The organism is Enterobacter cloacae complex sp. HYC003_NIDB, assembly GCF_056673375.1.
Window position 1 is genome coordinate 3,405,499 of record NZ_CP114220.1, and the last position, 14,984, is coordinate 3,420,482.

Consider the following 14,984-nt stretch of genomic DNA (forward strand, 5'->3'; position numbering starts at 1 on the left):
AAAGGCCGCTTTACAGCGGCCAACCATGTCGAAACGGACATTTTTTTATACTTCAACGCGCCCCATTCGGGGAGCAGAGAGGACTTACTTAATGATGGATTTCAGTGCTTCACCGATATCCGCCAGGCTGCGAACGGTTTTCACGCCTGCGGCTTCCAGTGCTGCGAATTTCTCATCAGCCGTACCTTTACCGCCTGCGATAATCGCGCCCGCGTGACCCATACGTTTGCCTTTCGGCGCGGTCACACCCGCGATGTAACCCACCACCGGCTTGGTCACATGATCTTTGATGTAAGCAGCCGCTTCTTCTTCCGCGCTACCACCGATCTCACCGATCATCACGATCGCTTCGGTCTGTGGATCTTCCTGGAACAGCTTCAGGATGTCGATGAAGTTAGAGCCCGGGATCGGGTCACCGCCGATGCCCACGCAGGTGGACTGGCCGAAACCGTAGTCGGTGGTCTGCTTAACCGCTTCATAGGTCAGGGTACCGGAACGGGACACGATACCCACTTTGCCTGGGCGATGAATGTGGCCCGGCATGATGCCGATTTTGCATTCGCCTGGAGTGATAACGCCTGGGCAGTTCGGGCCGATCATGCGCACGCCTGCTTCGTCCAGCTTCACCTTCACGGTCAGCATATCCAGCGTCGGGATGCCTTCGGTGATGGTGATGATCAGCTTAATGCCTGCGTCGATCGCTTCCAGAATAGAGTCTTTGCAGAACGGCGCCGGTACGTAGATCACGGTCGCGGTTGCGCCCGTCGCTTCTACCGCTTCACGCACGGTGTTGAACACCGGCAGGCCCAGGTGCGTGGTGCCGCCTTTACCTGGCGTTACGCCGCCAACCATCTGCGTACCGTAGGCAATCGCCTGTTCGGAGTGGAAAGTCCCCTGGCTACCGGTGAAGCCCTGGCAGATAACCTTGGTATCTTTATTAATTAAAACGGACATTATTTCCCCTCCACTGCGGCAACAACCTGCTGAGCTGCATCCGTCAGACTTTTCGCTGCAATAATATTCAGGCCGCTGTCAGCCAGTTTTTTCGCGCCGAGTTCAGCGTTGTTCCCTTCCAGACGTACAACAACCGGAACGTTAACGCCCACTTCTTCTACCGCGCCGATGATACCGTCGGCGATCAGGTCGCAACGTACGATACCGCCGAAGATGTTCACCAGAACCGCTTTCACGTTGCTGTCAGAGAGAATGATTTTGAACGCTTCGGTTACGCGCTCTTTGGTTGCGCCACCGCCCACGTCGAGGAAGTTCGCTGGCTCACCGCCGTGCAGCTTAACGATGTCCATGGTGCCCATTGCCAGGCCCGCACCGTTAACCATGCAGCCGATGTTGCCATCCAGTGCGACGTAGTTCAGCTCCCACTGTGCAGCCTGCGCTTCACGCGGGTCTTCCTGAGACTGGTCGCGCATTTCACGCAGATCCGCCTGGCGGAACAGCGCGTTGCCGTCAGCGCCCAGCTTGCCGTCGAGGCAGATCAGGTCGCCCTGAGTGGTGATCACTAGCGGGTTGATTTCGATCAGCGCCAGATCGCGCTCCAGGAAGATGTTCGCCAGGCCCATGAAGATCTTGGTGAACTGCTGAACCAGCTTGCCTTCCAGACCCAGCTTGAATGCCAGCTCGCGGCCCTGATAAGGCATTGGGCCAGCCAGCGGATCGATAGCCACTTTGTGGATCAGGTGCGGGGTTTCTTCCGCCACTTTTTCGATTTCCACGCCGCCTTCGGTAGACGCCATGAACACCACGCGACGGGAGCTACGGTCTACGACTGCGCCGAGGTACAGTTCTTTCGCGATGTCGGTTGCCGCTTCAACCAGGATCTGGTTAACCGGCTGGCCGTTCGCATCTGTCTGGTAGGTTACCAGACGCTTGCCGAGCCAATGTTCAGCAAACGCACGGATCTCTTCTTTGCTCTTAACAACCTTCACACCGCCCGCTTTACCACGGCCACCAGCGTGAACCTGACATTTAACTACCCACGGGCCGGAACCGATTTTAGACGCGGCTTCTTCTGCTTCACGCGGGGTAGTACAGGCATAACCCACCGGAGCCGGTAAGCCATACCGGGCAAACAGCTGTTTGGCCTGATATTCATGTAAGTTCATGTGTTCTATCCATCCTTCAGGTAATCGTTAGGTAGTGCTTTTGTAGGCCCGGCAAGCAACGCGCCGCCGGGCAAGACTGCAAAAACTAGACGTCCAGCAGCAGACGCGTTGGATCTTCCAGCAGCTCTTTAATGGCAACCAGGAAGCCTACGGACTCGCGGCCGTCGATCAGGCGGTGATCGTAAGAGAGCGCCAGGTACATCATCGGCAGGATCTCAACTTTACCGTCTACCGCCATTGGACGATCTTTAATGGCGTGCATACCCAGGATCGCGCTCTGCGGCGGGTTGATGATCGGGGTAGACATCAGCGAGCCGAACACACCACCATTGGTAATGGTGAAGTTACCGCCAGTCAGGTCCTCAACGGTCAGCTTGCCGTCGCGGCCTTTCACGGCCAGCTCTTTGATTTTCTTCTCGATGTCAGCCATACCCAGGGTATCCACGTCACGCAGAACCGGGGTAACCAGGCCGCGTGGGGTAGAAACCGCCATGCTGACGTCGAAGTAGTTGTGGTAAACCACGTCATCGCCATCGATAGACGCGTTCACTTCCGGGTAGCGTTTCAGCGCTTCAACTACCGCTTTTACGTAGAAGGACATGAAGCCCAGACGGATACCGTGACGTTTTTCAAACGCGTCACCGTACTGCTTGCGCAGATCCATGATTGGCTTCATGTTGACTTCGTTAAAGGTGGTCAGCATCGCGGTGGAGTTTTTCGCTTCCAGCAGACGCTCGGCCACGCGCTTACGCAGGCGGGTCATCGGCACGCGTTTTTCGCTACGTGCGCCCAGAGCTGGCTGTGCCGCTGGTGCTGCCGCAGGGGCTTTCGCTTCCGCTTTCGCCTCAGAAGGCGCTTTTGCCAGATGCTTGTCGATGTCTTCGCGCGTCAGACGGCCACCCACGCCGGTGCCTTTGATGGCTGCCGGATCGAGGCTGTGCTCAGCCAGCAGGCGACGGATCGCCGGGCTGAGCGCGTCATTGGTCTGATCGGACAGAGACGCCTGCTGGCGCTGGGCCGGAGTAGACGCTTTCTCTTCAGATTTGGCGCTGGACTCTTTGCCCGCGCTATTGCCTTCACGCAGGCGACCCAGGATCTGGCGAGAAGTGACGGTGGTACCTTCATCTTCCAGGACTGCATCCAGAATGCCATCCGCTGAAGCCGGTACTTCCAGTACCACTTTGTCAGTTTCGATTTCTACCAGCACTTCGTCACGGGTTACCGCGTCGCCTGGTTTTTTGTGCCAGGTGGCGACGGTTGCATCTGCTACGGACTCAGGCAGGTCGGGAACAAGAATATCTACGCTACTCATTATGTATCCTTTAATTAATCGACGTTCAGCGCGTCATTGACCAGATCTTGTTGCTGCTTCTGGTGAACGGACATATACCCTACCGCCGGAGAGGCGGAGGCCGGGCGACCTGCATAACGCAGGGCAGACCCAAATGGAATCACTTCACGGAAATGATGCTGGCTGCAATACCATGCGCCCTGGTTGAGCGGCTCTTCCTGGCACCAGACAAAATCATGAACGTGAGCGTACTGTTTCAGCACTTCCTGCATCGCCTGATGCGGGAACGGATAAAGCTGTTCGATACGCACGATGGCGACATCTTTCTGATCGTTCTTACGGCGCTGTTCCAGCAGGTCGTAATAAACCTTACCAGAACACATTACGACACGCTTAACGGCCTGCGGATCCAGCTCGTCAATTTCACCGATGGCCGGCAGGAAGGTGCCGTTTGCCAGCTCTTCCAGGCTGGAGACCGCCAGTGGATGGCGCAGCAGGGATTTTGGCGACATGACCACCAGCGGACGGCGCATACCGCGCAGCGCCTGACGACGCAGCATATGGTAAACCTGAGCCGGAGTGGACGGCACACAAACCTGCATATTCTGCTCGGCGCAGAGTTGCAGATAACGCTCCAGACGCGCGGAGGAGTGCTCCGGCCCCTGTCCTTCGTAGCCGTGCGGCAGCAGCATCACCAGACCACACATACGGCCCCACTTCTGCTCACCGGAGGAGATGAACTGGTCGATGACGACCTGCGCACCGTTGGCGAAGTCACCGAACTGCGCTTCCCAGATGGTCAGGGTGCGGGGTTCTGCGGTGGCGTAGCCGTATTCGAAGGCCAGAACCGCTTCTTCTGACAGCACGGAGTCCCAGACCTTGAACTGGCCCTGACCGTTATGCACGTGCTGAAGCGGAGTGTACGTTGAACCGTTAGACTGGTTGTGCACAACCGCATGACGGTGGAAGAAGGTGCCACGACCCGCATCTTCACCGGACAGACGAACCGGAATACCTTCGTCAACCAGCGTCGCATAGGCCAGCGTTTCCGCGCCGCCCCAGTCGAACAGCTTCTCACCCGCCGCCATTGCCTGGCGATCGCCATAGATCTTGGCCACGCGGGACTGCATCTCGATCGCTTCCGGCACGGTGCTGATGCGTTTAGCCAGTTCCTGCAAACGCTTCATCTCAACCTTGTTCGGGTAGCTCTCGTCCCACTCGTGGTTGAGGTACGGCGACCAGGTGAAGGAGTGCATGTTCATTGGACGCAGCTCTTTCACTACGCATTCACCCGCATCCAGCGCGTCGCGGTAGAGGTTGACCATCTCGGTCGCATCTTCCAGCGTCGCCACTTTTTCGCTTTCCAGCTTGTCAGCATAGATTTTACGCGGCGTCGGGTGTTTTTTGATTTTCTGGTACATCAGCGGCTGGGTTGCACTTGGCTCATCCGCTTCGTTGTGGCCGTGACGGCGGTAGCAGAAGAGGTCAATGAACACGTCGCGCTTGAAGGTGTTACGGAAGTCCAGCGCCAGACGGGTAACGAAAGCAACGGCTTCAGGGTCATCCGCGTTAACGTGGAAAATTGGCGCCTGAACCATTTTACCGATGTCGGTGCAGTACGGGGTGGAACGCGCATCCAGCGGGTTAGAGGTGGTGAAGCCCACCTGGTTGTTGATTACGATGCGAACGGTACCGCCCACTTCATAACCACGCGCTTTCGACATGTTCAGGGTTTCCTGAACCACGCCCTGCCCTGTGACCGCCGCGTCACCGTGAATAGTGATTGGCAGTACTTTATTGCTGCTCGGCTCGTCCAGACGATCCAGACGCGCACGCACGGAACCGATAACCACAGGGCTGACGATTTCCAGGTGCGACGGGTTAAACGCCAGCGCCAGGTGAACCTGACCGCCCTCGGTTTCGATATCCGACGAGAAGCCCATGTGGTACTTCACGTCACCGGTGCCGAGGTGCTCTTTATGTTTACCCGCAAATTCGTCGAACAGATCCTGCGGCTTTTTACCCAGCACGTTAACCAGCACGTTCAGGCGACCACGGTGCGCCATGCCCAGCACCACTTCGCGCGTGCCGCTCTTACCGGCATGACGAATCAGCTCTTTCAGCATCGGGACTAACGCATCGCCGCCCTCCAGTGAGAAGCGTTTTGCGCCAGGGAATTTCGCGCCCAGATAGCGCTCAAGGCCTTCCGCGGCGGTCAGTTCGCTGAGGAAACGTTTTTTCTCTTCTGCTGAGAAATTCGCGTGGCCTGCCACGGATTCGATACGCTGCTGGATCCAGCGTTTCTCTTCGGTGGAGGTAATGTGCATATATTCCGCGCCGATGGAGCCGCAGTAGGTTTGCTTGAGCGCGTCAATCAGATCGCCCAGCTTCATCGTGTCTTTGCCGATGGCAAAGGAACCTACGTTAAAGCTTTCCTGGAAATCGGCCTCGGTCAGATCGTGATAAGCCGGATCAAGATCCGCTACACGTTCCTGCTGCCACAGTCCCAGCGGATCGAGATTCGCATGCTGGTGACCACGGAAGCGATAAGCGTTGATAAGTTGCAGGACTTTAACCTGCTTCGCATTGGTGTCAGGGTCGGAAATCGCAGAAGAGTAACGTGAGGCATCCTTCGCCAGACGACGGAAATAATCACGTGTTTTTGAATGGAATTGATCCGGTTTGACCCCTGTACCAGGCAACTGCTGGAACATGGAACGCCAGTTTGCGTCCACTGAGTCAGGATCGGTTAAGAAGTCTTCATAGAGCTGTTCTATCCAGCTCTGGTTTGAACCAGAGAGGTAAGAAGAGTCCAGCCAGGCTTTCATTGCGCCGTTCTGCATCGTGATCCCTTAAGCATTTTTATGCTTACTTTCGCCGTAGAAACTACCACGCACACCACGTGTACGTGCCGGGGTTCACCTGCGAGCTCTTTGTGGCCCGCGAAGGAACCTTTAGAAACTGTCTAAATAATCTTCGTCGTTCCGGCTGCGACTGCGTTGCGGCTTTCACTCACCCCAGTCACATAGTCAACTATGCTCCAGGGGATTCGTTCAACCGCGCCTTGTCTCGCGCTGAACGTCTCGATTATTTACTTATCTGGCAGTTTTTAAAGGTTTCTGCAATTTGCCCGGTGACGCTACGCTTACCGGGCCTACTGTTACGTAGGCCGGATAAGCGCAGCGCCATCCGGCGTTGTTACTTACGCACTGCGCTGCAACAACATCGACTTAATATGCCCGATGGCGCGCGTCGGGTTCAGCCCCTTAGGACACACACTGACGCAGTTCATGATGCTATGGCAGCGGAATACGCTGAAAGCGTCACTTAGCCCTTCCAGACGATTCTCGGTTTCGGTATCGCGGCTGTCGATCAGGAAGCGATAGGCAGCCAGCAGACCCGCAGGGCCGATAAATTTATCCGGGTTCCACCAGAATGACGGGCATGACGTTGAACAGCATGCACAGAGAATACACTCGTACAACCCATCGAGTTTTTCACGCTGCTCAGGAGACTGTAAGTGCTCGCGAGCGGGTGGATTTTGCCCATTATTCAATAAGTAAGGCTTAATCTTCTCATATTGTGCATAGAATTGCCCCATGTCCACCACCAAATCACGCACGACCGGCAGGCCAGGCAGAGGACGGATCACAATTTTCTGGCCAGAACGCTGTAGCGCTGAAATTGGCGTAATACAGGCCAGACCGTTTTTGCCGTTCATGTTTACACCGTCAGAGCCACACACCCCTTCACGGCAGGAGCGGCGGAACGACAGCGTAGGATCTTTCTCTTTCAGCTGGATTAAGGCATCCAGCAGCATCATGTCACGACCTTCTTCCGCTTCGAGGGTGTAATCCTGCATACGCGGAGCATCGTCTACATCCGGGTTATAACGATAAACTGAGAATTCGAGTTTCATTATCCTGTCTCCGCATTAGTAAGTACGAATCTTCGGCGGGAACGCCGGACGCAGTTTCGGTTCCATGTTAACGCTACGACGCGTCATGGTTTCCGACTCTGGCAGATACAGGGAATGGCACAGCCAGTTTTCGTCATCACGATCCGGGAAGTCGAAGCGGCTATGGGCGCCACGGCTTTCGGTACGGAAGTTTGCCGACATCGCAGTGGCGAACGCGGTTTCCATCAGGTTATCCAGCTCCAGGCACTCAACGCGCTGGGTGTTGAACTCGCTGGAGGTATCATCCAGACGGGCATTCTTCAGACGCTCGCGGATCGCTTTCAGCTGCTCAAGCCCTTTGGCCATCGCGTCACCTTCACGGAATACCGAGAAGTTGTGCTGCATACACTCCTGCAACGCCTTACGGATCTCCACCGGATCTTCGCCGTTACGGTTGCCGTTCCAGCGGTTGAGGCGCTCAAGAGAGGCATCGATTTCGTCGTCGGTCGCATCACGCAGCGCGCCCTGCTCGGCAATAGACTCCTGGAGATGCAGACCCACCGCACGACCAAATACCACCAGGTCCAGCAGGGAGTTGCCGCCCAGACGGTTTGCGCCGTGCACGGATACGCAGGCAATTTCGCCTACCGCGAACAGGCCAGGGATGACTACGTCTTCGCCCTGCTCGTTCACGGTCAGCGCCTGACCGGTCACTTTGGTCGGAATACCGCCCATCATGTAGTGACAGGTTGGGATAACCGGAATTGGCTCTTTCACCGGGTCGACGTGAGCGAAGGTGCGGGACAGTTCCAGAATGCCCGGCAGACGGGATTCCAGCACTTCTTTACCCAGATGGTCGAGTTTCAGCTTCGCGTGTGGACCCCAAGGGCCGTCACAGCCGCGGCCTTCACGGATTTCGATCATGATGGAACGCGCCACCACGTCACGGCCCGCAAGGTCTTTTGCGTTTGGCGCATAACGCTCCATGAAGCGCTCGCCATGTTTGTTCAGCAGGTAACCACCTTCACCACGGCAGCCTTCTGTCACCAGTACGCCCGCACCGGCGATACCGGTTGGGTGGAACTGCCACATCTCCATGTCCTGCACCGGCACGCCAGCGCGGATCGCCATCCCAACGCCGTCACCGGTGTTGATATGGGCATTGGTAGTTGACTGATAGATACGGCCTGCGCCGCCGGTCGCCAGAACGGTTGCGCGGGCTTTGAAGTAGACCACCTCACCGGTTTCGATGCACAGGGCGGTACAACCCACCACGGCGCCATCGGCGTTTTTCACCAGATCCAGCGCATACCACTCGGAGAAAATTGTGGTGTGGTTTTTCAGGTTCTGCTGATACAGCGTGTGCAGCAGCGCGTGGCCGGTACGGTCAGCCGCCGCTGCGGTTCGTGCCGCCTGCTCGCCGCCGAAGTTTTTCGACTGGCCGCCAAACGGACGCTGATAGATGGTGCCATTTTCCAGACGAGAGAACGGCAGCCCCATGTGGTCCAGCTCCAGAATCGCTTCCGGGCCGGTTTTACACATATATTCGATGGCATCCTGGTCACCGATGTAATCGGAACCTTTTACCGTATCGTACATATGCCATTCCCAGTTATCTTCATGGGAATTACCCAGCGCAACGGTGATACCGCCCTGCGCAGACACAGTGTGGGAACGGGTCGGGAATACTTTAGAGAGCAGCGCACAGGTCTGGCCGCTCTGGGAAATTTGTAGTGCGGCGCGCATACCTGCGCCACCCGCACCAATCACAACAGCATCAAATTCTCTGACTGGCAGTTTCATTACACACCCCACACCACAACAAATCCATAAATGACGTAAACCAGCAGAGCAACAACAATAATCAGTTGCAGCGGAAGGCGAATCGCCAGCGGTTTAACGTAATCGGTCAACACCTGCCACATGCCAATCCAGGCATGAATAAGGATGGAGAACAGGGCCAGCAGGGTGAACACTTTGGTGAAGGCCGATCCGAAGAAACCACTCCAGATTTCCCACGTCAGCGTGCCGCTGGTCGCGAAGAAACCGATCATATAGATGATGTAAAGGGTGAGAACGATGGCGGTAGCACGGACCAGGATGAAGTCATGTACGCCGTTGCGTCCTAATGCGGAGGCGTTGCTTACCATACGAGAACTCCTGCGAGAAGTGAAAGCACGACAGTGATCACAAATGAAATGTTAGCGGTACGTTTACCGGCCTCGAACGTCTCTTCCAGGTAGCCAAAGTCCATCAGCATATGGCGAACGCCGCCAACCACGTGATAGGCCAGCGCGGTCAGAATGCCCCACATGATAAATTTCACGAAGAAGCTGTTCATAATGGCTGAGGCCTGGAGGAATCCTTCAGGGGATGAGAGGCTGGTTCCCAGTAACCACAGCAAGATACCGACCGCCACAAACGTAATCACACCAGAAACACGGTGCAGAATGGACGCTATTGCTGTTACAGGGAATCGGATCGTTTTCAGATCCAGATTGACAGGTCTTTGTTTTTTCACATTTCTTATCATGAATAACGCCCACATGCTGTTCTTATTGTTTCCTTCCTCCGGACTGCGATGCGGGTCAGACAGCGTTCCTTTTCTATAACTGCGCGTCATGCAAAACATTGCTTCCAAATGCTAAAACGACACGTTACAACGCTGGGTGGCTCGGGATTGCAGGGTGTTCCGGAGACCTGGCGGCAGTATAGGCCGTTCACAAAATCATTACAATTAACCTACATACAGTTTGTTGGGTTTTCTCTGGAACAGTGATCGGGGTCACGATAACAACATCTTTTTAATTTTTAATCATCTGATTTGACAAATGTTAAACAATATTGTTACAAACGTCATCAGAAAAGGCATATAATGCGCAAAAGTTATGAGGTCTCTCTTTCACCTGACAAATAGTTATGTAACAGTGTGATGGTATTGACCGAAGTTATCAGGACAGTTATTAGTGATATACAGGTTTGAATAATTCGGACTGCAAAAACGCTGATTTGCTGTTGTTTCACTGATATTTCATTCGTTTACCTGCAAGGCGCCATAGCTCTGTACCCTGGTTTCTCCTCGTGAGCTGAGCGGTAAGCCAAATAACAATCTGGTAACGATGATTAACAGCTGAAAGCAAATCCGGTAAAGCGCAGTCTTAAGCATAAGGCGCTAAGGAGACCGTAAATGGCTGATACAAAGGCAAAACTCACCCTAAATGGTGATGATGCTATTGAACTGGATGTGCTAAAAGGCACGCTCGGTCAGGATGTTATTGATATCCGTACGCTGGGTTCCAAAGGGGTATTCACCTTTGACCCTGGATTCACCTCCACCGCATCTTGCGAATCCAAAATCACCTACATTGACGGTGACGAAGGTATCCTGCTCCATCGCGGCTTCCCCATCGATCAGTTAGCCACCGAATCCAACTATCTGGAAGTGTGCTACATCCTGCTGAACGGCGAAAAACCGACGCAGGCCCAGTACGATGAATTTAAAACCACCGTGACCCGTCACACCATGATCCATGAGCAGATTACCCGTCTGTTCCATGCGTTCCGTCGTGACTCTCATCCGATGGCGGTCATGTGCGGTATTACCGGTGCGCTGGCGGCGTTCTACCACGATTCTCTGGACGTGAATAACCCACGTCACCGTGATATCGCGGCGTTCCGTCTGCTGTCTAAAATGCCTACCATGGCGGCGATGTGTTACAAATACTCTATCGGTCAGCCGTTTGTGTACCCACGCAACGACCTCTCCTACGCGGGTAACTTCCTGCGTATGATGTTCTCCACGCCGTGCGAAGAGTACGAAGTGAACCCGGTGCTGGAACGCGCGATGGACCGTATTCTGATCCTGCACGCTGACCACGAACAAAACGCCTCGACCTCTACCGTCCGTACCGCGGGCTCTTCCGGCGCGAACCCGTTCGCCTGTATCGCTGCGGGCATCGCCTCCCTGTGGGGACCGGCGCACGGCGGCGCGAACGAAGCGGCACTGAAGATGCTGGAAGAGATCAGCTCCGTTGAGCACATTCCTGAGTTCGTGCGCCGCGCGAAAGACAAGAATGACTCCTTCCGTCTGATGGGCTTCGGTCACCGTGTTTACAAAAACTACGACCCGCGCGCGACCGTCATGCGTGAGACCTGCCACGAAGTGCTGAAAGAGCTGGGCACCAAAGATGATCTGCTGGAAGTAGCGATGGAGCTGGAACACATCGCGCTGAACGACCCGTACTTCATCGAGAAGAAACTCTACCCGAACGTCGATTTCTACTCTGGCATTATTCTGAAAGCGATGGGCATTCCGTCTTCCATGTTCACCGTAATCTTCGCCATGGCCCGTACCGTGGGCTGGATTGCGCACTGGAACGAAATGCACAGCGAAGGCATGAAAATCGCGCGTCCTCGTCAGCTGTATACCGGCTACGAGCAGCGTGATTTTAAGTCTGACATTAAGCGCTAAAAAACACGCCCGGCGGCGCTTCGCTTGCCGGGCCTACAAGTGCGAGATGTAGGCCGGGTAAGGCGTAGCCACCACCCGGCTTTTTTACATCTGGCACCCAGGACACAAGTAAAACGGCCTGGAAGAGATCGTCGCCTTCTCAATCACCCCGCCGCACCGCTCACACTTTTTACCTGCCCGGTGAAACACCCTGAAGCGGAACAGCGCCCCGTGATGCTTGTTCTCATCCACCACGCCGCGCGTGTTGTACGACAGCCGTGGGATATCCAGTAACGCGTGCGACAGCGCCTCCAGCTGTTCATCGCTCAGCTGCGACGCTTTGCGCTGCGGCGCCAGCCCCACTTCCCAGAGGATCTCCACTCGGAGATAGTTGCCAAGCCCGGCCAGAAAAGCCTGATCGAGCAACAGCCCGGAGAACTGCCGGTTGCGGAATGTGGGGGATAACAACCGGGCTTTCACATCGCTTGCCGTCAGACGCATGTCGAGCACGTCCGGCCCGACCCGCTGTAAGAACGGATGCGTCAGCAGTTGCTCCGGCGTTAACATTTCGATATCAGAGGCGCTGTAGAGCAGGATCGCCTTATCCGCCGTTTGTAGCCGCACGCGCAGCACGCGGGTCGTTTGCGGCTGCTCGTCCGCCTCCACCACCCGCCAGACACCGTAAAGCTGATTATGGCTGTATAACGTCAGGTTATGGGAAAAGTGGGTGAGTAACGCCTTGCCGCGCGTTTCAATGTGGGTCATCGTCTGCCCCACCAGCTGCGATTCAAACGGCTTGAGTTGAGGAAAGGCAAACCAGACGTGTGTCAGAGGTTTGCCCTTTATCGCCGCCTCCAGGCTATCCGCCGCGCGGCGGATCTCCGGACCTTCTGGCATGTTATTGTCCTTTCATGATTATTCTGCGCTGACAACAATGCCCTCTTCCGAGAACGCCGCCCGCAGGCGTCGCGCAAACTGGAGCGCATGCTCGCCGTCACCGTGTAAGCACACCGTATCAGCCTGAACGTTTGCCGTTGTCCCCTCCGTTGAGGTTACTCGCCCGAAGCGCACCATCTCCAGCGTCTGCGCCAGTGCTTTACCTTCGTCGGTGATCAGCGCACCGGCCTGCGTACGCGGAACCAGGCTACCGTCCGGCAGGTATCCCCGATCGGCAAACACTTCCTGCCGCGTAGTCAGCCCCAGCCGTTCTCCGGCACGAATAAGCTCGCTGCCCGCCAGGCCTACCAGAATCAGTTGCGGATTACAGTCCCGCACCGCGCGGGCAATGGCATCCGCCAGCGCCGGATCTTTCGCCGCCTGGTTATAGAGCATGCCGTGCGGCTTGACGTGGCGCAACACGCCATTCTCAGCGCGCACTATCGCCTCCAGCGCGCCGATCTGGTAGAGCATTTGCGCGTAAACCGTCTCAGGCGGCAGATCCATCGCTGTGCGACCAAAGTTTTCCCGGTCGGGAAAGCTGGGGTGAACGCCAATCGCCACGCCGTTTTTCATGGCATTGCGCACGCTCGCCAGCATGGTCTGCGCATCGCCGGCATGAAACCCGCAGGCGATATTCACCGAGGAGACCAGCGTCATCAGCGCCGCATCGGCGTTGCTGCCCTCCCCCAGATCGGCGTTTAAATCAATCTTTACCATCGAGCCTCCACGCCAGCTGTTCGAGATAACGCTGCTGATCCTGCCGGGCTTTCAGCGCCTCCTCCAGCGAACACTGCACAAAATGAATGGGCTGGCCGAGAGGAATTTGCGCCAGATGGTAGCGATCCGCTTCGATAATGCAGGCAATACGCGGATATCCCCCCGTGGTTTGCGCATCGTTCATCAGTACGATGGGCTGCCCGTTGCCCGGCACCTGAATCACCCCGGGCAACAGACCATGGGAAAGCAGCTCCCGGTCAGTCGTGCGGGTCAGCGGCTGCCCCTGAAGCCGGTAACCCATGCGGTTACTCTGCGGGCTGATCTTCCACGGCGAGCGCCAGAAAGACTCTTTCGCGGCTTCATCAAACTCATGGTATTCCGGTCCTGGTAAGGCGCGGATCACGTTCCCCCACAGCAGCTGTTTCACGCCCTGCGTGGTGGTGAAATGGCGCGTTGAGGTCTTTATCCGCAGACGATCGCCGTCACGCAGCAGCCGTCCTTCATGGCCGCCCATTCCCGCTTTCTGGTCGGTGCTGGATGAGCCCAACACCTCCGGCACGTCGATCCCCCCCGCCACCGCAAGATAGCTGCGCACGCCGTGCAGAGGACGCTTGAGCGTCAGACGCTGCCCGGCCTTCGCCCGCAGGCGCCAGCCGGTCCACACCGCTTTGCCGTCCAGCGTCGCGTCACAGCCCGCGCCGGTTAAGGCAAACCAGGTTTCCTGACCAAACTCAATCACGCACTGACCCAGCGTAATTTCTAACGCCGCCGTGCTGCCTGCGTTACCTACCAGCAGGTTGGCAATCTCCAGCGAAGGGCGATCGAGCGCACCGCAGTAGCTCACGCCCGACTGACGCAGCCCAAAACGCCCGGCATCCTGTACCGAGGTGTAAAGCCCTGCGCGAATAAGCGTTAACATACCCCCTCCTTCTGCGGGATAAAGCGCAGGGTATCCCCCGGACGCAGGAGTATGGGCGCGTCCTGGCCTGGTTCAAATAACGGCGTGGACGTGTGCCCAATCAGTTGCCAGCCTCCCGGTGAGGCGAGCGGATAAATTCCCGTTTGCTCGCCACCAATCGCCACGCTGCCCGCCGGTACGCTCAGGCGCGGCTCAGCCCGGCGCGGCGTATGCAGCTGGGGCGATAACCCGCCCAGATAGGGGAAACCCGGCTGAAATCCCAAAAACCAGACAACATAGTCGACTGAGCTATGCAGCTCCACAACCTGCTTCTCCGTTAATCCACAGTGTTCGGCCACCACGCCAAGGTCGGGACCTCCCTTGCCGCCATAGACAACCGGGATCTCAATCGTCCGCGATTCCGGCTCCAGCGCCTCGCTCTCCTCCCACCAGCGTTGCAGACGCTCAATGGCATCCAGCGCCCCCGTGTGCGGATCACGCAGCACCACGGTGATATTATTCATACCCGGAATAGCTTCAACCACGCCGGGTAGCTCGGGCAGTCGCTGAGCCAGACGCCAGATACGCTTTTGCGTAGCAAGCGTCACCGGAGGCTCAAGCTCCAGAACTACCGCGGTTTCACCCAGAAGATAACAACGCGCTCGCTGCAC

The 14,984-nt window shown here is 56.5% G+C and carries 13 protein-coding genes; 1 reads left to right on the top strand and 12 read right to left on the bottom strand.

Annotated elements, in window-relative coordinates:
• Positions 1-84: 84 nt before the first annotated feature.
• The 8 genes from sucD to sdhC form a co-directional block, all read right to left on the bottom strand.
• Positions 85-954 carry a succinate--CoA ligase subunit alpha gene (sucD, locus tag O1722_RS16245; RefSeq protein WP_003858609.1) on the bottom strand — a complete coding sequence of 290 codons (870 nt, stop codon included), beginning with the start codon at positions 952-954 and terminating at the stop codon, positions 85-87.
• On the bottom strand, positions 954-2,120 hold the full coding sequence (gene sucC, locus O1722_RS16250) for an ADP-forming succinate--CoA ligase subunit beta (protein WP_033486397.1): 1,167 nt from the start codon (positions 2,118-2,120) through the stop codon (positions 954-956). Before sucC ends, sucD begins: the two co-directional genes overlap by 1 nt.
• Before the next feature lie 85 nt (positions 2,121-2,205).
• Entirely contained in the window at positions 2,206-3,432 is a 1,227-nt protein-coding gene (gene odhB, locus O1722_RS16255; protein ID WP_003858613.1) for a 2-oxoglutarate dehydrogenase complex dihydrolipoyllysine-residue succinyltransferase, read from the bottom strand.
• 14 nt (positions 3,433-3,446) lie between these two features.
• Positions 3,447-6,254 carry a 2-oxoglutarate dehydrogenase E1 component gene (gene sucA / locus O1722_RS16260; protein WP_003858615.1) on the bottom strand — a complete coding sequence of 936 codons (2,808 nt, stop codon included), beginning with the start codon at positions 6,252-6,254 and terminating at the stop codon, positions 3,447-3,449.
• Positions 6,255-6,613: 359 nt separating this feature from the next.
• On the bottom strand, positions 6,614-7,330 hold the full coding sequence (locus O1722_RS16265) for a succinate dehydrogenase iron-sulfur subunit (protein ID WP_023303307.1): 717 nt from the start codon (positions 7,328-7,330) through the stop codon (positions 6,614-6,616).
• 15 nt (positions 7,331-7,345) lie between these two features.
• Positions 7,346-9,112: a succinate dehydrogenase flavoprotein subunit gene (gene sdhA, locus O1722_RS16270; RefSeq protein WP_003858619.1), complete on the bottom strand. Its 1,767-nt coding sequence runs from the start codon at positions 9,110-9,112 to the stop codon at positions 7,346-7,348.
• Positions 9,112-9,459 (bottom strand): succinate dehydrogenase membrane anchor subunit, encoded by a 348-nt coding sequence (sdhD, locus tag O1722_RS16275; RefSeq protein ID WP_003858621.1) that lies wholly within the window; start codon positions 9,457-9,459, stop codon positions 9,112-9,114. Before sdhD ends, sdhA begins: the two co-directional genes overlap by 1 nt.
• Positions 9,453-9,857, bottom strand: coding sequence for a succinate dehydrogenase cytochrome b556 subunit (gene sdhC, locus O1722_RS16280; RefSeq protein ID WP_026080740.1), 405 nt, complete (start codon positions 9,855-9,857; stop codon positions 9,453-9,455). Before sdhC ends, sdhD begins: the two co-directional genes overlap by 7 nt.
• Before the next feature lie 639 nt (positions 9,858-10,496).
• On the opposite strand from sdhC, the gene O1722_RS16285 reads away from it, so the two are divergent.
• Complete coding sequence (locus O1722_RS16285; protein WP_006809584.1) at positions 10,497-11,780, top strand: citrate synthase; 1,284 nt, start codon at positions 10,497-10,499, stop codon at positions 11,778-11,780.
• A gap of 84 nt (positions 11,781-11,864) precedes the next feature.
• Here the strand turns inward: O1722_RS16285 and nei are convergent, their stop codons facing one another.
• From nei to pxpB, 4 genes are read right to left on the bottom strand one after another with little or no spacing between them, the layout of a single operon-like run.
• Positions 11,865-12,656: an endonuclease VIII gene (gene nei / locus O1722_RS16290; protein WP_033486398.1), complete on the bottom strand. Its 792-nt coding sequence runs from the start codon at positions 12,654-12,656 to the stop codon at positions 11,865-11,867.
• 18 nt (positions 12,657-12,674) lie between these two features.
• The gene (pxpA, locus tag O1722_RS16295; protein ID WP_033486399.1) at positions 12,675-13,415 is read right to left on the bottom strand and encodes a 5-oxoprolinase subunit PxpA; all 741 of its coding nucleotides are present in this window, start codon (positions 13,413-13,415) and stop codon (positions 12,675-12,677) included.
• Positions 13,402-14,334, bottom strand: a complete 933-nt coding sequence (gene pxpC, locus O1722_RS16300) for a 5-oxoprolinase subunit PxpC (protein ID WP_015571116.1) — start codon at positions 14,332-14,334, stop codon at positions 13,402-13,404. The genes pxpA and pxpC overlap by 14 nt, the downstream gene beginning before the upstream one ends.
• A complete protein-coding gene (pxpB, locus tag O1722_RS16305; RefSeq protein ID WP_003858633.1) occupies positions 14,328-14,984 on the bottom strand; it encodes a 5-oxoprolinase subunit PxpB in 657 nt (218 codons plus the stop codon). The genes pxpC and pxpB overlap by 7 nt, the downstream gene beginning before the upstream one ends.